23 protein-coding genes, 1 tRNA gene and 1 pseudogene are annotated in these 21,927 nt (G+C 36.1%); 21 read left to right on the top strand and 4 right to left on the bottom strand.

Annotation, left to right across the window (positions count from 1 at the left end; translation table 11 throughout):
* Positions 1 to 322: 322 nt before the first annotated feature.
* Positions 323 to 970 carry a LexA family transcriptional regulator gene (locus ACQ86H_RS23265; protein ID WP_431292658.1) on the bottom strand — a complete coding sequence of 216 codons (648 nt, stop codon included), beginning with the start codon at positions 968 to 970 and terminating at the stop codon, positions 323 to 325.
* Between the two features lie 263 nt (positions 971 to 1,233).
* On the opposite strand from ACQ86H_RS23265, the gene ACQ86H_RS23260 reads away from it, so the two are divergent.
* The 14 genes from ACQ86H_RS23260 (at position 1,234) to kduI (ending at position 12,664) form a co-directional block, all read left to right on the top strand.
* Complete coding sequence (locus ACQ86H_RS23260) at positions 1,234 to 2,238, top strand: hypothetical protein (RefSeq protein WP_431292657.1); 1,005 nt, start codon at positions 1,234 to 1,236, stop codon at positions 2,236 to 2,238.
* Positions 2,204 to 3,055: a HEPN domain-containing protein gene (locus tag ACQ86H_RS23255; protein WP_431292656.1), complete on the top strand. Its 852-nt coding sequence runs from the start codon at positions 2,204 to 2,206 to the stop codon at positions 3,053 to 3,055. The genes ACQ86H_RS23260 and ACQ86H_RS23255 overlap by 35 nt, the downstream gene beginning before the upstream one ends.
* A gap of 133 nt (positions 3,056 to 3,188) precedes the next feature.
* On the top strand, positions 3,189 to 4,634 hold the full coding sequence (locus tag ACQ86H_RS23250; RefSeq protein ID WP_431292655.1) for a hypothetical protein: 1,446 nt from the start codon (positions 3,189 to 3,191) through the stop codon (positions 4,632 to 4,634).
* A gap of 6 nt (positions 4,635 to 4,640) precedes the next feature.
* Positions 4,641 to 5,180 (top strand): hypothetical protein, encoded by a 540-nt coding sequence (locus tag ACQ86H_RS23245; protein ID WP_431292654.1) that lies wholly within the window; start codon positions 4,641 to 4,643, stop codon positions 5,178 to 5,180.
* Between the two features lie 135 nt (positions 5,181 to 5,315).
* A complete protein-coding gene (locus tag ACQ86H_RS23240) occupies positions 5,316 to 5,603 on the top strand; it encodes a hypothetical protein (RefSeq protein ID WP_431292653.1) in 288 nt (95 codons plus the stop codon).
* 3 nt (positions 5,604 to 5,606) lie between these two features.
* Complete coding sequence (locus ACQ86H_RS23235; RefSeq protein WP_431292652.1) at positions 5,607 to 6,470, top strand: hypothetical protein; 864 nt, start codon at positions 5,607 to 5,609, stop codon at positions 6,468 to 6,470.
* A 119-nt stretch (positions 6,471 to 6,589) separates the two neighbouring features.
* Positions 6,590 to 7,195, top strand: a complete 606-nt coding sequence (locus tag ACQ86H_RS23230; protein WP_431292651.1) for a hypothetical protein — start codon at positions 6,590 to 6,592, stop codon at positions 7,193 to 7,195.
* 153 nt (positions 7,196 to 7,348) lie between these two features.
* Positions 7,349 to 7,903 carry a hypothetical protein gene (locus tag ACQ86H_RS23225; protein WP_431292650.1) on the top strand — a complete coding sequence of 185 codons (555 nt, stop codon included), beginning with the start codon at positions 7,349 to 7,351 and terminating at the stop codon, positions 7,901 to 7,903.
* A 2-nt stretch (positions 7,904 to 7,905) separates the two neighbouring features.
* Complete coding sequence (locus ACQ86H_RS23220; protein WP_431292649.1) at positions 7,906 to 8,811, top strand: hypothetical protein; 906 nt, start codon at positions 7,906 to 7,908, stop codon at positions 8,809 to 8,811.
* Between the two features lie 10 nt (positions 8,812 to 8,821).
* Positions 8,822 to 9,217 (top strand): hypothetical protein, encoded by a 396-nt coding sequence (locus ACQ86H_RS23215; protein ID WP_431292648.1) that lies wholly within the window; start codon positions 8,822 to 8,824, stop codon positions 9,215 to 9,217.
* Between the two features lie 290 nt (positions 9,218 to 9,507).
* Positions 9,508 to 9,981: a hypothetical protein gene (locus tag ACQ86H_RS23210; RefSeq protein ID WP_138820308.1), complete on the top strand. Its 474-nt coding sequence runs from the start codon at positions 9,508 to 9,510 to the stop codon at positions 9,979 to 9,981.
* A 1-nt stretch (position 9,982) separates the two neighbouring features.
* Complete coding sequence (locus ACQ86H_RS23205; protein ID WP_431292647.1) at positions 9,983 to 10,615, top strand: hypothetical protein; 633 nt, start codon at positions 9,983 to 9,985, stop codon at positions 10,613 to 10,615.
* Positions 10,616 to 10,706: 91 nt separating this feature from the next.
* Positions 10,707 to 11,111, top strand: a complete 405-nt coding sequence (locus ACQ86H_RS23200; protein ID WP_431292646.1) for a hypothetical protein — start codon at positions 10,707 to 10,709, stop codon at positions 11,109 to 11,111.
* A 713-nt stretch (positions 11,112 to 11,824) separates the two neighbouring features.
* A complete protein-coding gene (gene kduI / locus ACQ86H_RS23195) occupies positions 11,825 to 12,664 on the top strand; it encodes a 5-dehydro-4-deoxy-D-glucuronate isomerase (protein ID WP_431292645.1) in 840 nt (279 codons plus the stop codon).
* A 268-nt stretch (positions 12,665 to 12,932) separates the two neighbouring features.
* Here the strand turns inward: kduI and ACQ86H_RS23190 are convergent, their stop codons facing one another.
* Positions 12,933 to 14,225, bottom strand: coding sequence for an IS1380 family transposase (locus tag ACQ86H_RS23190; protein ID WP_431292644.1), 1,293 nt, complete (start codon positions 14,223 to 14,225; stop codon positions 12,933 to 12,935).
* 162 nt (positions 14,226 to 14,387) lie between these two features.
* Between ACQ86H_RS23190 and ACQ86H_RS23185 the strand changes: the two genes are divergently transcribed.
* On the top strand, positions 14,388 to 15,152 hold the full coding sequence (locus ACQ86H_RS23185; protein WP_138820316.1) for an SDR family NAD(P)-dependent oxidoreductase: 765 nt from the start codon (positions 14,388 to 14,390) through the stop codon (positions 15,150 to 15,152).
* 157 nt (positions 15,153 to 15,309) lie between these two features.
* Here the strand turns inward: ACQ86H_RS23185 and ACQ86H_RS23180 are convergent, their stop codons facing one another.
* Complete coding sequence (locus ACQ86H_RS23180) at positions 15,310 to 15,936, bottom strand: carbonic anhydrase (RefSeq protein WP_138820318.1); 627 nt, start codon at positions 15,934 to 15,936, stop codon at positions 15,310 to 15,312.
* Between the two features lie 877 nt (positions 15,937 to 16,813).
* Positions 16,814 to 17,455, bottom strand: coding sequence for a Crp/Fnr family transcriptional regulator (locus ACQ86H_RS23175; protein WP_138820320.1), 642 nt, complete (start codon positions 17,453 to 17,455; stop codon positions 16,814 to 16,816).
* Positions 17,456 to 17,533: 78 nt separating this feature from the next.
* On the opposite strand from ACQ86H_RS23175, the gene ACQ86H_RS23170 reads away from it, so the two are divergent.
* From ACQ86H_RS23170 to ACQ86H_RS23145, 6 genes and pseudogenes are all read left to right on the top strand, one after another.
* Entirely contained in the window at positions 17,534 to 18,229 is a 696-nt protein-coding gene (locus ACQ86H_RS23170) for an HAD family hydrolase (RefSeq protein WP_138820321.1), read from the top strand.
* Positions 18,226 to 18,869, top strand: a pseudogene (locus ACQ86H_RS23165) (CatA-like O-acetyltransferase). Before ACQ86H_RS23170 ends, ACQ86H_RS23165 begins: the two are co-directional and overlap by 4 nt.
* A gap of 71 nt (positions 18,870 to 18,940) precedes the next feature.
* Positions 18,941 to 19,147, top strand: coding sequence for a hypothetical protein (locus ACQ86H_RS23160; protein WP_138820325.1), 207 nt, complete (start codon positions 18,941 to 18,943; stop codon positions 19,145 to 19,147).
* Between the two features lie 124 nt (positions 19,148 to 19,271).
* Positions 19,272 to 19,348: transfer RNA gene (locus tag ACQ86H_RS23155), tRNA-Ala, on the top strand.
* Positions 19,349 to 19,681: 333 nt separating this feature from the next.
* A complete protein-coding gene (locus ACQ86H_RS23150) occupies positions 19,682 to 20,461 on the top strand; it encodes a hypothetical protein (protein WP_431292643.1) in 780 nt (259 codons plus the stop codon).
* A gap of 849 nt (positions 20,462 to 21,310) precedes the next feature.
* Positions 21,311 to 21,901 carry a hypothetical protein gene (locus tag ACQ86H_RS23145; RefSeq protein WP_138820329.1) on the top strand — a complete coding sequence of 197 codons (591 nt, stop codon included), beginning with the start codon at positions 21,311 to 21,313 and terminating at the stop codon, positions 21,899 to 21,901.
* Positions 21,902 to 21,927: the final 26 nt, after the last annotated feature.

Raw genomic sequence — 21,927 nt, 5'->3', positions numbered from 1 at the left:
GTCGAAACGCCTTATGATATTTAAATCAGGTCCTTCGACAAGCTACCATAGACAGAATCTACCAGTACGGTCGTCATTCTCGCGCAGGCGGGAATCTTAATGCAGTATACAAAAAACTGCTAAGGCATTACTTTTACTTTATTCAACGGCATTCATGAGCACTCCGTGGTTCCAAATCAAGTTGGGAATGACGATTCCTCGCAGCTTATATTCCCTAAAAAATCTGTCACTCATACTGATTTTAAGCAATTAATTAACCATCAGGATTGACATTTTTTAATACAAACTTGAAATGAAAACCGTGAACTGAAAACTGCTTTACCTAAATAATATTCCTGGTAATTTTGCCTTTTATAAGGTAAAGGGCCTGGATGTTTTTTTTACTAATTACGGTATCGCCTTTAAAATTTGGATTTGAAGAACGGAGGATGAGTTTATTATCATCAGTGTGCTGAAAAATTAGTTTTATAGTACGCAGACTGTTACTATCTTCATCTGTCATTACCACATAAGCTTCTCCCCACTGTAGAATTTCGTAATTGGTAATTTCTTTTATCGCTATAATTTCGCCTGCGGCATATTTAGGATACATGCTATCGCCATAAACAGGTAAGTAGGCTGTGCAATCGTTAAAAGGCAGGTAATTTACCAGGTATTCTGCGCGTTGTTCTTCTACGATGAGCTCTTTCGCGTCAGACAGGCTCATATCAAAGTAAGGAACGCCCTCTTTGCTTTCGCCAACGGCTGGTTTCTTTTTGAAAAACGGTTCGCCAGTTCCATCCTCCAGCCAGGTTAAATTTACATCGAATTTCATCTCTAACTTATCTTTAATGGCGTTAGAAACATTAATCCTTTCTCTTAAAATGTCGGATAAAGAGCCCTGTTTAATATTCAATGCAGTGGCAAAATCTTTTTGAGTTTTAAAATACAATAAATCCATTAATGACTTTAAGCGCTGATTCTCATTCATAGGTAATATGTTAATAAGTTATATGTATAAAATGTAGTTAAACTTATTTTATTTTGCTAAATTCGTTAGCTAATATAATCATTTAAAAATATACACCATGGAAGGGAACTTAAATTTTAAAAAGAAACTGTGGCATTTATTGATGCGATTGAAAGCTTTTTTCATCAAATGGCGTAAGCTACCATTTAAATTTTTTAAAAAACTGGTTAATCCCTCCACAGAACGAATTCGATTTTTCGCCACAAAAGCACCCGGCACAGCTGTTGGTTTTTTACGAAAAATTAGTGCCGCTTTTCGATTATTCGGATTTAATTTTTAACCACATTGAAACCGATACCGCATTTGTGAAAGCGATTGGGGCTGATGAATGTGGTGTGGAACGCGAAACGGTACTGCTTGATTACTGTCCGAAACTGTTAAGCAGCGGTGAAATGAAAAATCCAAAACTTACCTTTCTTGATATTTTCCTGTTTTTTCAATCAGATACCTATAAGCTGATTTACAAAGAATGGTTGTTGGCCGCACTAGAAAATAACCTTGATCTGGATTGGGATCAGTATGTTGCCGCGTTTTACGAGAATACCAAAAAAATGCTGGAGGCTTGCTGGCTCATCCACGAAAGGATTATTACCAGAAATAGCTTTAAAAATATCGATCGCTACTATCATACGGCTATATTCGAAAGCACATCGCCTTTGGCTTTTGAACAGGAATTATTTGATAATCCATTTAGTGTAATTGAATTTTTCTTTCGTCTGGATAACCTTACCGGGCATAAAGCTTATTTAAAGAGCTGGTATAAAGCTGCTTTAGCTGAAGAGCAATGTGTGAGTGATGTGGCCGATTATTTTTTCTTCTATAACCAATTTACAAAGCTGCTTAACGCGGGTTATTTAATCACAGCTAAAAAACTAACTTATCAGGGCGCCCCTTCCGAAGGTTTGCCCGCTGTTAAAGATCAATTTGTAAACAGCGATACCTATCGCAAAGAACTGTGCGAGGTAAATACGCTGACTGCGGTACACATAGAAAATCCTTACCTGTTTGTGGATTCCTTTTTTATTCCCGAAAAAATTAAACAGCTGCGTTTAGGTCTTTTAGAGTGGTTGTATGCGGCTTTCAGTACCAGGAGCAGCATTAAACTAATGGATAAGGAATTTTTGTTTGAGCAATATGAAGTCATGATGATGATTATGGAAGCTTTTTTTGTAATGATTACCAACCCTGTGTTAGATGAAATTGATGAAAGGGATTATGATGTGGAGTAAGTTTTTGAACCCAGAACATGCTGCGTTAAAGGATGAAAAAACCTTGCATTTGTTAAAAGATATTATAGCTGCGGTACCAGTCCAGTATATTTATCTCCATCACAACTTTTTGGCCGATAAGACTGCGCAGGAAATGTTAATTATGGTTTCGTTTAAACATGTACATATTTTAAATGAATTAACGCCAGTATTAAATATTATATTTAACGGGCAAATGGAATGGAGTTACCGCGTTTTCCATGTACACGAGGTGGAGCAGGCATTACTGCAGGGGAGTTTGTTTTTTTACTATGCCACCACCGCTCAAAATTGTTTATTCAGTATATCCGGAAATTTTCTAAACGGGGGCGCACCGAAGCTTGTGGCCGATCAGGTTAGCACTATGTATCGTCAGGGAATAGATAAGGCTAATAAATTTTTGGTAGGGGCAACCTTCTATTTTAAACAACAAAATTTCGAATACAGTGCCTTTATGCTGCACCAGGTTTTTGATCTGATGTACCGGGCCATTGAAGTTTTGGTAATGGGAAAGGATAAAAAAACACACCGCATTAAAGTTCATCAATTGTATATTAAACCTTATGTAAAGCCACTTTCAGAGCTGTTTAATGATAACGAGGAAGAGGTTAGTCTGTTGCATTTGCTTGATGAGGCTTACCTGGCTGTGAGGTACGAAAACTGCTACACTATCGGTGAGCCAGATGTGTTACGCCTGTTTGAGAAGGCAGATTTATTGTATGTACTCGCAGAACAGGTTTATCAGGGCATTATGAATAAGCATTTCGATCGGCAGGAGAGCAAAATAAGTATGGGTTAAGTGTTGTTGGTACGTCCTCTGGGCGATAGTATTGTCTTTTTTGCTTATTATAATTATTAGTTTGTATTATTTATTTGTATTTCTATATTTGTCTTGAATCATCTCTCACATAATTATTAATCTAAATTAACGCATGAAAAAAGACTTTGTTTTGTTGAAGCAGTGTGCATTGGCTTTAACACTTTTAATTACCGTGTCCATTATTCTCCATTCCTGTAAAAAAGATAACCACAGTCAACCAAAAATAACTGCATTTGATCTGCAGGAGGCTAAAAACTGGGTTAGATTGAATCTCAAAACAACAGAAAATAATCCATTTAAAGCGATGAGCCCTAATTGGGATAATCTTTATACCAGTATTGTAGATAACCAAACCATTATCGAGGTAGGATTAAATAATCCCGATAAAATTTTTGTGGGGGATAGTCCAAATGATGCTACTGAACCAAATTTAGGTTTGTCTAAATGCAACATTAGATTGGTCTTATTCAAAAACGCGGATAACAATACAATTGTTTCTGGTTGTTACATGGCGGTGGTAAACAATACACAGTTCAAAAAATCAGAAATCCATTATAAAAACGTTGGTGATTTAACGGGCAAACTTTACTATTTTAATACTGATGGTAGTTTTAGTAATGGTTCACTTTATGCCAACGGTCAAATTGCCAGGCGTACAGCTAATTTAAATTTGTTAAATGAATCCTTAAGAAATATAAAACTACAGCGCTTGGATATAAAAACATTAAGCCTAAGCATAAAAGATAAAATAATTGCTGTAAAATCGCCCTGTGCTGATGGGATTGACATACCAATATGGGGACAATCTTGTGTAGGTGTAGAAGGATATGAGGTTTGTTCTCCATATATATCTGGTTTTGCCCATTTACCAGGAAGTTGCGATGGTGATTATGGTGATAATGAAGGCTATGCTGGTACGCATGGGGGTTATGCGGGTGGGAGTAATAATAATTCAAATAGAGATATCCATAATAAAACCACTGATCCTTGTATATCTAAAGTTGTAGATTCGTTACTTAAAGGTAAAGACATTGCAGGTAGAATGGATTCCATTTTAAAAAGGTTAAACAGAAATGTAAGTGTACAAATTGACATTTACGATACACCAAGCATTACAGGGAATAAACCGGGCGAAACATACGGTGGGCACTGGGAAAATGGTATATTTTCAATAAATATCAGATTAAATACAGGAATTTTGCTTAATGCAAGCAAAGAATTTATTGTAAGCACAATTATGCACGAAGTACTTCACGCATATTTTAGGGATAAAGAGGGTATGCCTGAAATGATTGAAGAAATGGATCATAATACAATGGCCGAAAAGTATGTTTTACCTATGAGTAATTACCTTGTAAGTTTATTCGGAATCTCACCGTTTGATGCAAATGCAATTGTTTGGGAGGGATTAAAAGAAACAAATGCATATAAAAATTCATCCACTTTCGAAATTGTTGAGGGAGGAAGTAAAACTACAGTAACAAAATCGGATTTATCTTTTAGAGGAACAGAATATTACCTAAGACTTGGAGGGATTGGCAAATCACCGTGTAATTAAAATAATATGAAAAAAAATATAGTTCTGATTGCGTTTTTATTTATAACAAACCTTTGTTATGGTCAGATAAAAGAATTCGAGGCTGAAAAGAAGAAAATTTATGCCTTTCTTTCTGAGTCGGTATCTAAGATAAAGTTCAAAGACACTACTGATTTTTACAGCTTTGCCTTCAAAATAAATGTTAAAGCATTTGGGAAAGATAAGTATGTTGTTTCCATAGAATCAAATGACTCATTGGCAAATGTTTGGTTTCCCAAACAATCATATTTCAAAACTCTAGATTATAGCCCACTATTCGGAAACAATATCAAAGAGATAAATTTGGTTGTTCCTATAGTCTTAGGAACATATGGGAAAAAGGATATCAATCAAAAAAATAACCTTGAAATAATCCAAAAAATAGGACGTCTTTTCTACAGCCAAAAAGATATAAGCATTGAGGCTAACGAAAAACCAGAATGGAAAAAAGTAATTGTTCCAAAATCTGAAACCATGATTTATCTTTTCCCTTTTATATCCGTTTATGATTTAAAAACCTACAATTAAAGATCTAGCTGGAAAATATACTAATTTACCTTTTTAAATATTTCTATAGTGTATGCAGGCAATTAAGGTATAACGATTATGAAGAAGTTAAAGAAACCAATTGTATTTGAAGAATATTAAAAGAATATAATTTTAGTGTTATTAATGTTTTGTTATCCTGATGTTAATGCAGCCTATATTGATGGCCCCCAAGGCAGAATAGATTTAACTAAAGCTGTTTTTGTAGCGGCTCATAGTACGATGGCACAGGCATTTTTAACAGATCTAACAAAAGCCATACTAAGCTTCAATCCAGCATTTACTGAAACAAGAGCAAAGGCTTTAGCAAAAAGAGGAATAGTGAATTTATCGCAATCAGAAAAAGATATTAATGATGCGGAGAGAGACACGAGAAAAAATATTTATCACGGAAAAAAATGTTAAACTATGAAAACAGCTGTCTTATATTTTATAATCTTATTCGTTAATATTTCCATTGCTGTTGCAAGCAAACCAAAAGAAATTACAAAAAAATCAACGGAGAAATATGTTGTAGTTGATCTTGATAACAGCCAGAACGCCGATTTTAAGTTAACGCATGTTGAGTTAAATACCAAAAAACTTTACGGGGTTGATAAAAAAATTGAGTTATTTAATCTTCTTACAAAAAATGGAAATCTCATTTTATTCTCTGTCCTCCCCGGCAAAATTTCAGACAACATTTGGAAAGAAATAGATCCTGCCTCTTTAAAAGATAAAATAATGGACTGGAACCAATTGAAAGCGTTCCGCATTGAAGCTACCCGAGCTTATGGTTCTTCATGTAAAGATTTATACGAGCATGTAAAAAGAAATGATATTAACTTGGTGAAAAAAGAAAACGGTAAATATTTTAGATCAAGCAGTTGCATCACGGAATTTTTCTCAGTGGAAAATAAGCCGAGAATGTTCACTAGCCAAAATGATATTGCTTCCATAAATATCTACTCACCTGCAGTTGCTTTGAAGGACTTCGATAGCAGGTACAAAGAATTATATAATGAGCCATCCCCAAATTACCATGACCTTCCGAATGTTCTAAAATTCCCTATGGACAAACCATTGCTGTTTCTTTCGGGGACATCAACCATTGACAGTAGGAAAGCTTATCATTTTTGGGGCTTTATGGACTGGGGTATCAGTGATTCTCCTAATTATAGACGGGGAATAGACCGATTTATTTTTATACCGGAACTTGGCATTGTAGGCGGTTCATTTGATTTTTTCTTTGATAACTTACTAGATAAAAGTAGAAAAAAGAAAATTATCTAAATGAGAATGTAATGCAGCCTATCAAAATTAATGGCAAGGAAGTAAGGTAGCATTTGATAATTTCGCATTGATATGATTTAGGCTACAAATATTCCCACAATTTGAAGAAGTAAAAAAGCTTGATCACACTGAACTTTTTTAGTGGGGAAATAAGAGGGGCTACCACTTCAACAGAGTTTACTATTGAATTAAACAAAAATACGCTCCCTAACAGTTTTCAGGAATATGTATTGTCTACAGTGTACCATGAAATCTTAAATGTTATCTGGAAGGACATTTTAATAAAGATGGTAATGGAACATATAATACCAGATCTCCATGAAGAAATAGCTAATAAATATGTGTTTTTAATGACGGGTGCATTGAAGGTTGCAACAAAATTTCGAATACAGTGCCTTTATGCTGCACCAGGTTTTCGATCTGATGTACGGAGCCATCGAAACTCTGGTAATGGGAAAGGACAAAAAACGCATCGCATTAAAGTTCATCAATTGTATATTAAACCTTATGTAAAGCAGCTTTCCGAGCTATTTAATGATAGGGAAGAAGAGGTTAGCCTGTTGCATTTGCTTGATGAGGCTTACCTGGCTGTGAGGTACGAAAACAATTACACAATCGGTGAACCAGACGTGTTACGCCTGTTTGAGAAGGCAGATTTATTGTATGTGCTTGCAGAACAGGTTTATCAGCGTATGATGAACAATCATTTCGATCAACCAGCTTAGCAGAATAGGTATGGGTTAAGTGTTGCTGATACGTCCTCTGGGCGATAGTATTGTCTTTTTTTGCTTATTATAACTATTTATTTGTATTATTTATTTGTATTTCTATATTTGTATTGAATCATCTCTCGCATAATTATTAATCTAAATTAACGCATGAAAAAAGACTTTGTTTTGTTGAAGCAGTGTGCATTGGCTTTAACACTTTTAATTACCCTGTCCATTATTCTCCATTCCTGTAAAAAAGATAACCACAGTCAACCAAAAATAACTGCATTTGATCTGCAGGAGGCTAAAAACTGGGTTAGATTGAATCTCAAAACAACAGAAACTAATCCATTTAAAGCGATGAGCCCTAATTGGGATAATCTTTATACCAGTATTGTAGATAACCAAACTATTATCGAGGTAGGATTAAATAATCCCGATAAAATTTTTGTGGGGGATAGTCCAAATGATGCTACTGAACCAAATTTGGGTTTGTCCAAATGCAACATTAGATTGGTCTTATTCAAAAACGCAGATAACAATACAATTGTTTCTGGTTGTTACATGGCGGTGGTAAACAATATACAATTAAAAAAATCAGAAATTCATTATAAAAACGTTGGTGATTTAACGGGCAAACTTTACTATTTTAATACTGATGGTAGTTTTAGTAATGGTTCACTTATGCCAACGGTCAAATTGCCAGGCGTACAGCTAATTTAAATTTGTTAAATGAATCCTTAAGAAATATAAAACTGCAGTACTCGGATATAAAAACATTAAGCCTAAGCATAAAAGATAAAATAATTGCTGTAAAATCGCCCTGTGCTGATGGGATTGACATACCAATTTGGGGCCAATCTTGTGTGGGTGTAGAAGGATATGAGGTTTGTTCTCCTTATATATCTGGTTTTGCTCATTTGCCAGGAAGTTGCGATGGTGATTACGGCGATAATGAAGGATATGCCGGTACGCATGGGGGTTATTCAGGCAGTGGGAGTAATGGAGGAAACCCCATATCCAATAAAGAGATAATAGATAGCTTACAGGGATATCCATGTGCCCAAGCTTTGATAAAGGAAATGAAAACAAATATATGTACTGATATATCCGCATTGATCAAAAATACTTTTGCCAAAAACGACCTAGTTAATATAAAATTTAAGGCGGACAATAGTTTGAAAGGAACAACGGTAGATGGTAAAGAAAAAGGTGGTGGGTTTTCAATATATACTGCTGACATCACTATTGGTTTAAATCCTGATGTATTAAATAATTCAACGCAGGAGTATATCTTAGTTACAATGTATCACGAAGCACTTCATGCATTTTTCGATAGACAGCTTCAAATATTGGGACCAACTGAATTTCAAAGAAAATATGAAGGTGTTCAAGTCAATGGCGGTCGATTATTGGGAGTAGTCAATGATAGCCATCTGCCTATGTCCTATCAGAACTACGTGAAAGGTCTTAAGGATGTGATCATGAAATTCAATACGAGTTTCAGTGAAGACCGTGCTTGGGCGCTTGCTAAGGCTGGTATAATTCTGTCCTTATCAGAAGAGAAGGCAATCAATGATCAGGAGAGAGATACAACTAAATCAGGATTCACAGGAACTAAATGTCCTTAATAACAAAAATATGAAGAATAGCTTTAAAATAATCATTCTTTTATGTACCTGGTATATAATTAATACTGGTGCTATCCATGCTCAAAGTTCTAAAACGATTGCTACCAATACAGAAACACCCAAAATGACGGCTTTAGAAAAGTCTTTTATCAAAATTTTTTCTAAGAGTGATCCAAGCAGAATTCTAAAAGACAGTGTTTCAATGTACGCCATAAATTTCACAATTGATGTTGTAAAAGATAAAAACAATAAAACACTGGTATCAAAAATTACTGCAAACGATAGTCTTGGCTATATTTTATGCCCTCATTATTCAGAATTGAAAAAGCTTGATTACAGAGAGCTGTTTTTATTGGGAGAAAAAAATCAGTATAATTATGCCGATACTGATTTATGGACATACTGAAAAAGAAATAAAATATAAAGATGCAGATGGAAACCCACTGATTAGTTTAAGATCGGCTGTAAATACAGCGTTCCATCTTTATACAGATTTACCCTATAATAATTTAAAAGATGGACCAACTACTTATCCCCGATACCCACCTGAATATAATGAGAGGCATAAAAGCACATTTATTAGAAGAATTATGCTCGAACCATATGTTTTCAATTTAACTACGATTTCTAATTGATTACCGGTTCTATAAGCTTTAGAGGCGCCGCAAACAAACAAGCCCTAGACTTGGCTAGGGTTTGTTTGTTTTTAAAATTCTAATACCGCATCCAGAGCCTCGTCTGCTTTTTCATGGGAGAAATTACTTTGGTAATTCATCTGAATTCACTGTTGGACTAAATCCTGATGTTTTAAATAATGGAACTCAGGAATATATCTTGGTTACAATGTATTACGAAGCACTTCACGCATTTTTTGATAGGCAGCGCCAGTTATTGGGAGCTACTGAATTTCAAAGAAGATATGAGGGAGTTAACGTCAACGGCGGACGATTGTTAGGGGTTCCCAATGACAGTCACATACCTATGGGCTATCAAAATTTTGTGAAGGGCCTGAAAGATGTAATCATGAAATTCAATACAAGTTTCAATGAAGACCGTGCTTGGGCACTCGCTAGGTGCGGTATAATTCAGCTATTACCTGCTGAAAAAACGCTCAATGACCAAGAGAGAGATACGACAAAACCGGGATTTACAGGTACAAAATGCCCTTAAAATGAAAGATATGAAAAGCAAATACAAAATAATCATTTTCTTATGCATATGGTTTATGACCTTTGCCATGCCAATTTATGCTCAACAGTTAAAAACGACCACTGAAAATACTGTTCCCCTAAAAATGACGCCATTGGAAAAGGCTTTTATCAAGATTTTTTTAAAAAGTCGTCCAAGCAAAATTTTAAAAGATAGTGTTTCAATGTATGCCATAAATTTTACAATTGATGTTGTAAAAGATAAAAAGAATAAAACGTCGGTCACAAAAATTACTGCAAATGATAGTTTAGGTTACGTTTTATTCCCGCAATATTTAGAATTAAAAACACTTGACTATAAAGAGCTGTTTTTACTGGGAGAAAAGCAGATCAGCATAATTATGCCGATTTTGATCTATGGGCACACCGAAAAAGAAATAAAATATAGAGATGCAGACGGAAATCCACTGATTAGTTTAAGATCGGCTGCAAATACAGCGTTTCATCTTTATACAGACTTACCGTATAACAATTTGAAAGAGGGTACAACCGATTACCCGAGATATCCGCCTGAATATAATACACGGCATAAAAGTACGTTCATTAGAAGAATTATGCTAGAGCCAATGATTTCTGATTTAACTAAAGTATTTTAGTAAGCGTTAAGGAAATTACCAGCAAATTGTCCCTAATTAAATAGCTATGAAGAAGATTGTTTTATTCAGCTTGTTTTTCCTTTAATTAATAATGTCTACTCTCAAGATTTTAATAAAAAAATATTTCCTTGCAGATACGGTATCTACCTCCAAAGGAAGTAAGTTTTTGCAAATAAAATGGGTTGATGTTTTTGAACAATATTTTATTTTCTTTTGTAAGTGCGCACCTCCATATAAAAGCTATGTTACTTTTTCGTATATAAACAAAAAGGGAGATAAGAAAGCCGAGATTGTTTCTACTAAGCCTGATTATAATTATATCAGCTTTAAGGAGTTGATGGATATGTCGGGCGAATGGTACAATAATTTTGATAACAAATATGATCTATATATTACGGAGATCCTGCCTGGAAATAAGTATCGCACAAATAAAGTGAAGTTTGTGCCTTACAGGCCACCTGTTAATGACGGGGTTATTTTGAACGACAAACAGTAAATGATTAATGGAAATGGAGTGAAGACTTTTTAATCACTAACCATAAACTCACCAGGTGTTTTTCCGAAATGTTTTTTAATTCTAAACTAAAATATTTACGATTTACAATAAAGATAAATCCATTGTTTTATTTGAAAATGAAAGTTTATTATTTCATCGGCAACAGCAGCCCCGTTATTCGCTTTATCCCGATAGAAAAAATCGGGATGCACGCTACTACCGGGTTTATGAACAGGGGTTTGTGCAAAAATATAGCTCGCCCAATTGGGGAAAATAGAAGCAGTTCACTGGCCTTCTAGACCCGATTGGAGTGAGCACGAGCCCGATATTTCATCGGGTGAAGTAAAACGGAAAGCGGGACGAAACCTGAATAATTGTACAGAATTTGCGCTCTAAATAATTGGAAAAAACTCGCCTTAGCTATTATTAGCTATTAAACGTGCATATTAAAGAAAATAAAATATAAACTTTTTTCTGCCTTCATGATCTGTTCGCAGTTCATTTCGCTTTTTAACCCTAGGACTGCCTGCCGATCATAAATTCTGAACAGATGCACCCGCACCCTGAACCAGTTTAAAAGCCTGGAGCGGACAAACCATAAAAAAGGATTATAAAGTTGAGTATTCATACCAATAATAAATATCGTATAAATATATTTGCGATAGGATCTGATCTGAGTTCAGGTCCTGATCTCAAAACTCAATTTTTAACCAATGAATAAATTTGAAAGCCGTTACGCTCAAAGCCCTAAAGAAGTTAAACAAATGGATACCGCAGCTTTGCGGGAAAATTTCTTAATTGAAAATGTATTTGAGGCCGACCAGGTAAACCTGACCTTATCTCATTTTGACAGGTATATTGTTGGTGGTGCAATGCCTGTTGATCAGAAAATAGCACTTCCAAACCATGATGATTTAAAAGCGACCTACTTTTTAGAACGCAGGGAACTGGGGATTATCAATGTTGGCGGAAAAGCCATTGTTACTGCTGATGGCGAAAAATACGAACTGGATTATAAAGAAGCTTTATACATTGGAAAGGGTACAAAAGAAGTTTTTTTTGAATCTGCCACACCAGGTGAGGCGGCTAAATTATACATCAATTCTGCCCCTGCGCACCATACTTATCCTACTAAAAAGGTAAGCAAAGCCGAAGCGGAGATTGTAGAGTTGGGTACACCTGAAACAGCCAATCATAGAATAATCAATAAGTTGTTGGTGAACAGTGTTTTGCCAACCTGCCAGTTACAAATGGGTATGACTGAGTTAAAATCGGGTAGTGTCTGGAATACCATGCCTGCGCATACACATGATAGAAGGATGGAAGCCTATTTCTATTTCGAAGTTCCGGAAGGGCAGAGTGTTTGTCACTTTATGGGCCAGCCACAAGAAACCCGTCATATCTGGATGCAGAGCGATCAGGCGGTAATTTCGCCAAACTGGTCTATCCATTCCGGAGCGGGTACAAGCAACTATACTTTTATTTGGGGGATGGCCGGCGAAAACTTAGATTATGGCGATATGGATCACTGTGCCATTAACGAACTGAAATAATAATTTCTTATCGTCATCTCGATCCGATAGCTCCTAAAATCCGCATGTCTGTCTTAATCTGAATATTACTAAGTTCTAAAAATGAATATCACCTGATTTTATTCCACGATAATTATATTTACAGGCGGAAGTTCATTTTTGATTGGCATTTCTGAACAGATTTGGGATCTAAATTTTATTTTAGGCATAAAAATGAAATAGAGGTCCCCTCCTGGCTGTATTTCAGGTAACAATATTAGCGCTATTATTTCTTTTAGTGATCCTGGCCCTATGGGTAGCTATGATCTATTGAGTAAATTCTTAATTTCAGCTTTCTGCCTTGCCTAACCCATTTGGCTGGCCGGATAATGAATCTAAAAAGAAACTTTTTTAGTCTGAAACATGGCTTCAGCGTTTTTACCTTTTGTGAAAAATAATCAATGATTTTATTATATATGTTTCTGCAGATCGCTGTAAGATAAAGGAAAACCAGGTTTTTGTTTAATGTAGAGAAAGGCATGTTATTCCATCCAAAATCATTTTTAAGGATATCAAATTGCCGCTCCATCCTCCCTCTCTGATTATAAAAATGGACAAGGTCAACAACATCCATTTCAAAGTTGTTGGTTAGAATTCCCCTGTATTCATAGGCATCCTGGGTAATCAAATCTACCTGGCCATCTTTTTTCAATCTTCGTTTAGCAATCAGTCGATATGTCTGTGGCTGTTGATTTTGTTCCCTGGCCTGGTTTATAAAGGGAATGATGTCCGTGTACCCTACTTCCAGCAGGCCATTTTTGTCCTCCATCACTTTCCAGTTGCAAATTTGAGGAAAATATTTCTCGACATAGCTGTTTCTGCATCCTATGTAAAAGTGTTCTACCTTTTGTTGCAGCAAAGTAACTACCTCATACTGGTAGGATGCCGCATCTGCCCGAAAGTTTTTAATCTTTTTTACCTTCTTTGTTTCAAGCAGATTAAAAATTCTTTCCAGCGTATCCCTTTGAAATGACTTTGCGTCAGAATTTCCGTTTCTATTTTCGATATAAAGTACAAACTGCTCATTGACGGTACAAACACCTGGCTGATAGCCATAATCCCTTTTGTAGGTCATTTTACTGTCCTGTTTTTCATTGAAAATGATCGTGTTATCATAATCAAGGGTAAGTTCCTGGGAATCAAGAACCCCGATTTTTTTGAGGACTTCCAGATTAAAGTTCTCAAGGGTCTGGTTGGTACAATATTGATGTGTAACCACACCCCGCTTGGTTACACAGGTTTTTGTTTCTTCGGTAAGCCCGGAGAGTCTTCTCAAAACAGTATCGGGGCTTGCCAGTCTAAGATAAGGATTGTCGAGAAAATGACTTTTTAAGTGGGTATGAAGATCTTCAACACTATCGCCGCCACAGAGAAAAACAGATTTAAGTGAGTAGAAAACATCCTTCCAGGAATACTTGCTTTGGGCAGCAACGCAGGGCAGATGGGCATGGCAAAGTTTATCGATTTCTAATTTGTTTAAGTAGTCAAAAACAAAATTTATGCCTCCGAAAGAGGATATTGGATTTGAATTTCTTATTTTCACAGCAGTAATATTGGTCAACACTAATTTAAGTGAATATTACATTGCTGCAAAACATTATTTATCAAGGTTTTGCAGCATCTTTTTTTAACCTGCGGACATTAGGAGCTATCGGATGAAGCTTAGCGAAATGGAGCAATCTTTAAATAGAACTTTAGAAAAAACATGTCTGACATATTTAATTTAGCAGGTAAAACTGCATTAGTTACGGGTTGTAAACGAGGAATAGGGAAAGCTATGGCTTTAGCTTTGGCCGAAGCAGGTGCTGATATTATCGGTGTTTCTGCAAGTCTCGAACTTCAGGGCAGTACCGTTGAGAAAGAAATTTTAGCGCTGGGTAGAAAATTTTATGCTTACCAATGCGATTTTGGTAAACGCGAAAATACCCTGGCTTTTGCGGCCCAGGTAAAAGCAGACCATCCTGTTATTGATATTTTGGTAAATAACGCCGGAACGATTTTACGGCAACCAATTGCTGAGCATTCAGATGAATACTGGGATGAAGTAATTGCCGTAAACCAAACGGCACCGTTTATTTTAACACGCGAAATTGGCAGAGAAATGATTGCCAGAGGTAGCGGAAAAGTAATTTTCACGGCATCATTGCTGTCATTCCAGGGCGGTATTACCGTTCCTGGTTATGCCGCCAGTAAAGGTGCAATTGCCTCTTTAACCAAGGCTTTTGCAAATGAGTGGGCCTCAAAGGGTGTAAATGTAAATGCGATTGCACCAGGATATATTGCAACCGATAATACTTCTGCTTTACGAGAAGATCAGGATAGAAGCACTTCTATATTATCCCGTATACCTGCCGGAAGATGGGGAACACCAGAAGATTTTAAAGGACCTACATTATTCCTGGCCTCACCGGCCAGCGATTATGTTCACGGCACAATTTTGACCGTTGATGGCGGTTGGATGGGACGTTAGTCAGTCAAGAGTCTTGAGTCCTTAGTCTTGAGTCGACAGTTCGGGATTTATATTTAAAGAAGTCAAGTTTTTTAAAACTTGACTTCTTTTCTTATTTCGAAAGCCTGGATGGTTTCTATGCGTTTCGAACGCCAAACGCTCAACGCCCAAACGCAAACTAATAAAGATTATAAATCTCCTTAATATCCTTCAAAATGGCTTCGAAATCAATTTTAAGGTCGATTAATTTACCTGTATGGATATCGAAAACCCAGCCATGTACCGTTATTCCCCGGTTGGTAATTGCTTCCTGCACTGCTGCGGTTTTTAATAAGTTAACGCATTGTTCCTGAACATTCAGTTCCACCAGTCTGTTGTAACGTGCGCCTTCATCCTCAATGGCATTTAACTCATCTCTATGGATGCGGTAAACGTCACGGATATTTCTTAACCATGGATTGAGTATGCCCATATCTGCAGGTTGCATTGCTGCTTTAACACCCCCGCAGTTGTAGTGGCCGCAAACCACAATATGGTTCACTTTCAAATGACGCACGGCATAGTTTAGCACCGTCATCACGTTTAAATCCACGTTGTTTACCAGGTTGGCCACATTCCGGTGTACAAAAGCCTGACCTGGTTGTATGCCCATTAAATCTTCTGCCGTAACACGGCTATCTGAACATCCGATATATAAAAACTCCGGACTCTGTCCTTTTGATAGTTCAGTAAAGTAATCAGGATTGATAGCCAATTTATCGGCGATCCATTTTTCGTTGTTCTTAAAAACGTCTTCTACATTCATATTTGTGCTTTAAATAGCCTTTTTTGGATATATAAATTATATTAAGCTGTTGTTTATGCGGATATAAAATTAACAAAGATTTTCTGATTCCGGCAGCATTCTTCGTCTGTAATTGTTTATTCAGATTGAAATAAATATGTGCCATGCAGATTTTCTTTTATAGACTGTTTTAACAAATTTTATCCTGAAATGTTTGCTGATTTGTGAGCCATTGAGGAAGGAAATTCAATGTAGGAATTATTGAGTGGTGTGGTTGAGGTTTAATGTTAGCGCCATCACGCTGACCTGTAGCGATAGGAAAGCTGGAATTGAATTAATTTCAGGTTTTATATTGCAGGCAAGAATTATTTCCGGCAAACAGGCCTATTGTGTTTAGCCCCTCTCTAAGGCGATCGTCCTGCTGAATTTATTTTAGCATATTTCCTGGCTAACTCTAACGCAAATATTGAAATTTTCCGCTCTATGCCGCGGTGGCATGGTACTTTGGAGCGCCAAAGTACCCAAAGCTCTTTGTCAATCCAGCAATGGGCCTTTTACACAACCCTATACGCATCAAAAAACGGTGGCACTTCGTTTTGTGTTCAATATTTTTTAAAATTAAATCATCGTTATGAACACAAAACCACTACGTTTTAGGTTTGGCAATGCTATTTGTTCTTTCCTGCAACCGTTTTTTTGATTTCTCCGGCCCTTGGGATTGACGGCGTTCTTCGGTAAAACCTGTGTTGTATTAAAGTTGCTTAGCAAAAGGAATAAAAAGCCCAAACCAGAAGATGTGTGTACACGATAGGCAAAAAGTTGGAAAATTTCAATGACTTAAACGGATCATGAAAACACACGGTTGATTTTAAAATAACTTTTGAGCCATAATAATAGATTATCTTAATCTTTCCAGCAGTTTTTTCATACTTGTTAGCTGCAGGATGTTTTTAAATTCAGGGGTATCAAAACCACCTTTAGCGATTACCTGCTTCAGGCTTCTGTTAAAGCTTCTTACAGAGATACCCAGATAGGCCGCCATGTCTTCTTTAGAGATGGAAATATGTTCATCAGCCTGCAATTTAAGCAATTTTAAAAGGGCATATTCTAAAGTGTATAGCTGTTGAAATGATGCCCGCGTGCTGGTTTGGATAATTCTGGTAGACAATTCCTGGAGTAAGATGGTAGTGAACTCAGTACTTTTATTAATCAACGAAAGGAAAAGATGATCAGGTATAACATAGGCGGTAACCTCACTTATTGCGGCTACATTACACAAACAATTGATCTTTTTTATAGCTTCTAATTCGCCAACGACTTCGCCCTTACCTAAAAATTCTATAATAAAATCTTTACCGTTTTCTTCAGAAATAAAACATTTGCTAATCCCATCTTTAATGATGTAAATGTTGCTGATTTTTTCGCCCTGCTCAATAAATCTATACCCTGCTTTAAAGTTTTTAAGCGTAATGGCCTCTTCTTTATTTTCGGCACAAAAACGTTCAATAAATGACAAGAAAGTAAGGTTGGTACGTAGCATATTTATTTAGTCGAGACAAATGTCCTTTTTTAAAGGTAATGGTTGCTTTACTTTTGTGGTGCTAAAGTAAGCATAACCATGAAAAATCAAATTACTGTAATTGCTTTTGATGCCGACGACACCCTTTGGGTAAATGAACCCTATTTCCGCGAAACCGAAGAGCAGTTTGCAGGCCTTTTAGAAGACTTTATGCCGCGGCACAGCATCCTGGCAGAGCTTTACAAAACAGAAATGGCCAATTTGCCACTTTATGGTTATGGAATTAAAGGTTTTGTATTGAGTATGATCGAAACTGTTTTAAGGATAACAGCAGGTAAAATAGATCCTGTTGTGATTAGCAGAGCAATAGCACTCGGGCAGGAAATGCTCAATAAACCGGTAGAACTGCTTGATGGGGTAGAAGAAGTACTGAAAGCCTTACATGGAAAATATAAACTGGTAGTGGCTACCAAAGGCGATTTGCTTGATCAGCAACGAAAATTGACCAAATCAGGACTGGATCATTATTTTCACCATATCGAAATTATGAGTGATAAACAGGAAAGCGATTATCAAAAACTGCTCAAACACCTGGATTGTAAACCTGAAGCGTTTTTAATGCTGGGTAATTCCTTAAAATCGGATGTTTTACCTGTCCTGAATATTGGCGGACATGCTGTTCACATCCCTTTTCACACTACATGGGTGCATGAGCACATTGACCATACCATTGAGCATGTGAATTTTTACCAGATGGAAAGTCTATCTGAAGTTTTACCAAAATTAATTGAATGAAAGAAAAAATAGATATCAATACCTGGATCAGAAAAGATCATTTTAAATTTTTTAGCGCCTTTGAAGAACCTTTTTTCGGCGTAACCGTAGAGGTAGATTGTACTGCTACCTACGAAGAAGCAAAAGAAAATCATGTTTCTTTTTCCTGCTTTACCTGCACAAATCGCTGGTAGCCGCCAATCAGATAGAGCCTTTTAGCTACCGCATTATAGATGGCGAAGTTTGGAAATACGATACCGTAAATGCTGCGGCTACCATTAACCGGCCAAACGGCACTTTTGGGTTTGGTTATATGGATTTCTATGAGAATTTTGAAGATTTTAGAACATCAGCCAACCAAGAGATTGAAAAAGTACAGGCCAGCACAGGTTTAATCCCTTCCTTATCAGGCGAAAATGTAATTCATTATTCGGCACTGCCCTGGTTAAATTTCACTTCTTTATCACATGCCCGAAATTATGCTTATCAAGATAGCTGTCCTAAAATATCTTTTGGCAAGCTTAGGGATGAAAACGGCAAAAAAATAATGTCGGTTTCTATACATGTAAACCATGCTTTGATGGATGGATTTAATGTTGCGCAGTTTGTAGACCGCTATCAGGCGCTATTAAACAGGAAAGAAGTCAATGCATATAGCTAATCTAGACCTTGAAGAAATAAAATCTAAGAGCGATATAATATTCGGTTAATATTAGAAATTTATTTTCGGTAATGTTTATAATTGCCGTTACTGTTCCGTTTTATCTTTTGGCTATCGTAGCCATCTGTTATATGGATACTGCTTTTAAGGCCGTTATGTTTTTTGTAATGTTACTAATTGCCACATTTGTACTCTTTCTATTCATCAATTATCCTATGCAATCGGCTTTTACGGTAATCTGTTTAATGTCATTGTTTGCAGTTAAAATTAAAGATTAATTAAAAAGATGAATTATCATTTGCATTCGGGAAAGTATTTGCTATTTTTGCTGCTCAAGCCGGAAGCTTGTTTTCAATAATTGATTTGGTCATTCTCATTTTGGTTATTGAATATTCAAATTTTGGGGGATTAGCTCATTTGGCTAGAGCGCTTCGCTGGCAGTGAAGAGGTGATCGGTTCGAATCCGATATTCTCCACCATTAAAAGCCGATTTATTAACTTAGATCGGCTTTTTTGTTTCTAAAAAACGAGCTTTATTGTATAAACTCACAATCTTGTTTTACAAATGTTTTTTCAATAGCAACTGTTAGAGACTAATTTTCGATCATCATAAGAAAAACCATACCTGGAATTTTAAATCAAGGCTATCCACAATAGGATAGTAGGCCGAATAAAAGGCATTTAGGTAACCGTTTTGTAGGATAAGTGACAGTGTTTTTAGTATAATGCAATAAGTAACAAATATTTATTCCTCATTCGGCACATCGTTTGAGGTCTTATTATAAGTCTGGATAAATCACAATTTGAACAATATGAAAAAAAGCATAACTCTTTGTATACTTTTTGCACTGTTTATTTTCTCTTCTTGTCGCTCTCAAAGCGATAAGCTTGTAGATTTAGGTCAAATCTCAAAAGACTTTGATGTGTCAGAGTTTTATCGTAGCCGGATAGAAAAAACGAAGGAAATCATCTCCAAAGATCCTAAAAGTATGGATAAAAAATCTGCCTTGAAGTTGTTAGATAATCCGTTTTTCGTAAAAGATACGCTGGGCTATTACAAGACGGATGGAAGGTTTCCAACCGAATTATCCTTAGAGTCAACTAGTGACTGGATGGTAAGGGCCAAAAAGCCGACAGATATTTTTGGCTATGGCTATAAAACGGTAGCCTACAATTCCGACAAAGATACCCTCGCCATTCTTAATAGAGTGCCTTTCCCAAAAATGGATATGGTTGAAGATCTCAACGGAAACCTGATGTATCTTAAGGTAGATAAAACTTCAAAAAATGAGAGCGATTTGAATAAGATTAAAGATTACATCACTAAGAATTGCAAGAAGCTTACTGTGGAAGACGACGATGGGCAGGCTTCTTATTGGGAAGGTAAATTTTTCTATTATTATCTGTCAGCGAATGAACATAAAGAGGAGGAGATATTATCCTATGATGCAGAGGGGAATAAAAAAACACGGTCTATAAACGTGACTGAAATTAGCCTGGCCCATGTTCGAGAAATCTTACATCAAGAAGATGGAAGAACTGCATATCTACTCGCCTGGAAGGAAATTTTGGAAAAAGTCAGGTTAGAATAATACTTTTGGCGATTAGCTAATCTGTTCGATATAGAATTCCCCAGTATCCGCGCTTGAAAGATCCGTTAAAGAAAGTTCCAGCCTTGTATAATTTTTCGACCTTCAAATCGGTTTTTTTACCTCGTTTATCTTCCAGAACTACGTAAAAGGACCCATGTGTCCGTGATAAACACTTCTATAAGACCAGGTGACCCTTGCGTTCAGAAAAACAGTTTTTGAGCCGAGGTATTCATTACTAATCAGTATCAGTGAATTAAGAAAGAAAGTCAGAAAAATACAGCTGGATAAACTATACATCAAAGTACGACGAATGACTTTCATTGTTTTTTTAATCCAGGTTCAATATAATCTAAATCAGGTAGTACTATAGCACGGTAAAAAATATAACAAATAGGCGTAATGATAACAAAAAGTGGAATAAGACCATATTTTGCTGAATAAATAATCACCTTAGTATCCTCAAATATCTTGTATCTTGAATAGGTGTGATTCATGATGCAGATGCATAAAACTACAAAAACCACAAGTGCGATTTTGATCTTCATTGTTATCCGTTTTAAATTCGCATCACTTTTTTGATTTAACAAAAAAAATAAAAGATTTGTGCTCATAGTGGAAAATTGATTTTATTAGCGCCATCGAATCTAAACTTTGGATATGGAAGGTATAAATAAACCCGAAAAACCCTAAAACGTCGTATAAATAATACGGATATAATGAATATCTGTATTTTTGTTACAATTCTAAAAATGCCAACCAGCCATTTCAGAGCACTTTGTTGATAATTATCAAAGTCTCATTTATCATTAAGTAAACGTTAAGAAATAATTAATCATACCTTCGGTCCCCATGAACAACGCTCTAAAAACCATGGTGTTATCATTGTTAATGATTAGCGCTAAAGCTCAATCTGTTAAGCCATTGTCCGCCGATGTGTTATCAGCTGCCCGTGCAGATTTTAACAAAAAATTATTGAAATTGGATTCGGTTGATATTGATAATCTACCTGCTTCTGTTTATTTGTTCTCCAGAGATGGTAAACACGAAATAAACGTTGACGGAGTTACGGTACTGACTGATCAAAAAGTCATTACTGGTATTAAAGACATGGATCTGTCGGCAGAGTCATTGAAAAATATCAGTGACAGGCTAAAAGTTCTCGATAAACTTCAGAAAGCCTATAGCGAGGCATCCAATGATGAATATAGGTCTAACAAAAGAAATAAGAATAACATCGTTTTCTATGATCGTAGATTTTTTGTAATTCTACGCGCAATGAAAGCAACTTTAAAAGACTTTAAAAAGATGTATGCTGCAAATCAGAATGATAAGACTAAAACGATATCATTGGCAACAATGAGAAGCCCCAATATTGATAGGAGGTTTTACCATCATTTGATAGAAGTTGAGCAAGAAAAGATAATAACACTAACCAAATAATTGTTGTCCAAGTTAAAACCAGCCAT

It is taken from the genome of Pedobacter sp. P26 (genome assembly GCF_050632135.1).
GTDB lineage: Bacteria > Bacteroidota > Bacteroidia > Sphingobacteriales > Sphingobacteriaceae > Pedobacter.
Note: the sequence above shows the minus strand (reverse complement) of the source record. Positions and strands in the feature narration are given on the sequence as shown.

Bases quoted from the DNA above. Each gene is read 5' to 3' on its own strand.
- ACQ86H_RS23215 (WP_431292648.1), top strand. From the start codon at position 8,822: ATGAAGAATAGCTTTAAAATAATCATTCTTTTATGTACCTGGTATATA.
- ACQ86H_RS23180 (WP_138820318.1), bottom strand. From the start codon at position 15,936: ATGAATGTAGAAGACGTTTTTAAGAACAACGAAAAATGGATCGCCGAT.
- ACQ86H_RS23255 (WP_431292656.1), top strand. From the start codon at position 2,204: ATGAAATTGATGAAAGGGATTATGATGTGGAGTAAGTTTTTGAACCCA.
- ACQ86H_RS23170 (WP_138820321.1), top strand. From the start codon at position 17,534: ATGAAAAATCAAATTACTGTAATTGCTTTTGATGCCGACGACACCCTT.
- ACQ86H_RS23145 (WP_138820329.1), top strand. From the start codon at position 21,311: ATGAACAACGCTCTAAAAACCATGGTGTTATCATTGTTAATGATTAGC.
- ACQ86H_RS23175 (WP_138820320.1), bottom strand. From the start codon at position 17,455: ATGCTACGTACCAACCTTACTTTCTTGTCATTTATTGAACGTTTTTGT.
- ACQ86H_RS23265 (WP_431292658.1), bottom strand. From the start codon at position 970: ATGAATGAGAATCAGCGCTTAAAGTCATTAATGGATTTATTGTATTTT.
- ACQ86H_RS23245 (WP_431292654.1), top strand. From the start codon at position 4,641: ATGAAAAAAAATATAGTTCTGATTGCGTTTTTATTTATAACAAACCTT.
- ACQ86H_RS23235 (WP_431292652.1), top strand. From the start codon at position 5,607: ATGAAAACAGCTGTCTTATATTTTATAATCTTATTCGTTAATATTTCC.
- ACQ86H_RS23160 (WP_138820325.1), top strand. From the start codon at position 18,941: ATGTTTATAATTGCCGTTACTGTTCCGTTTTATCTTTTGGCTATCGTA.
- kduI (WP_431292645.1), top strand. From the start codon at position 11,825: ATGAATAAATTTGAAAGCCGTTACGCTCAAAGCCCTAAAGAAGTTAAA.
- ACQ86H_RS23205 (WP_431292647.1), top strand. From the start codon at position 9,983: ATGAAAGATATGAAAAGCAAATACAAAATAATCATTTTCTTATGCATA.
- ACQ86H_RS23225 (WP_431292650.1), top strand. From the start codon at position 7,349: ATGAAAAAAGACTTTGTTTTGTTGAAGCAGTGTGCATTGGCTTTAACA.
- ACQ86H_RS23250 (WP_431292655.1), top strand. From the start codon at position 3,189: ATGAAAAAAGACTTTGTTTTGTTGAAGCAGTGTGCATTGGCTTTAACA.
- ACQ86H_RS23200 (WP_431292646.1), top strand. From the start codon at position 10,707: ATGTCTACTCTCAAGATTTTAATAAAAAAATATTTCCTTGCAGATACG.
- ACQ86H_RS23150 (WP_431292643.1), top strand. From the start codon at position 19,682: ATGAAAAAAAGCATAACTCTTTGTATACTTTTTGCACTGTTTATTTTC.
- ACQ86H_RS23185 (WP_138820316.1), top strand. From the start codon at position 14,388: ATGTCTGACATATTTAATTTAGCAGGTAAAACTGCATTAGTTACGGGT.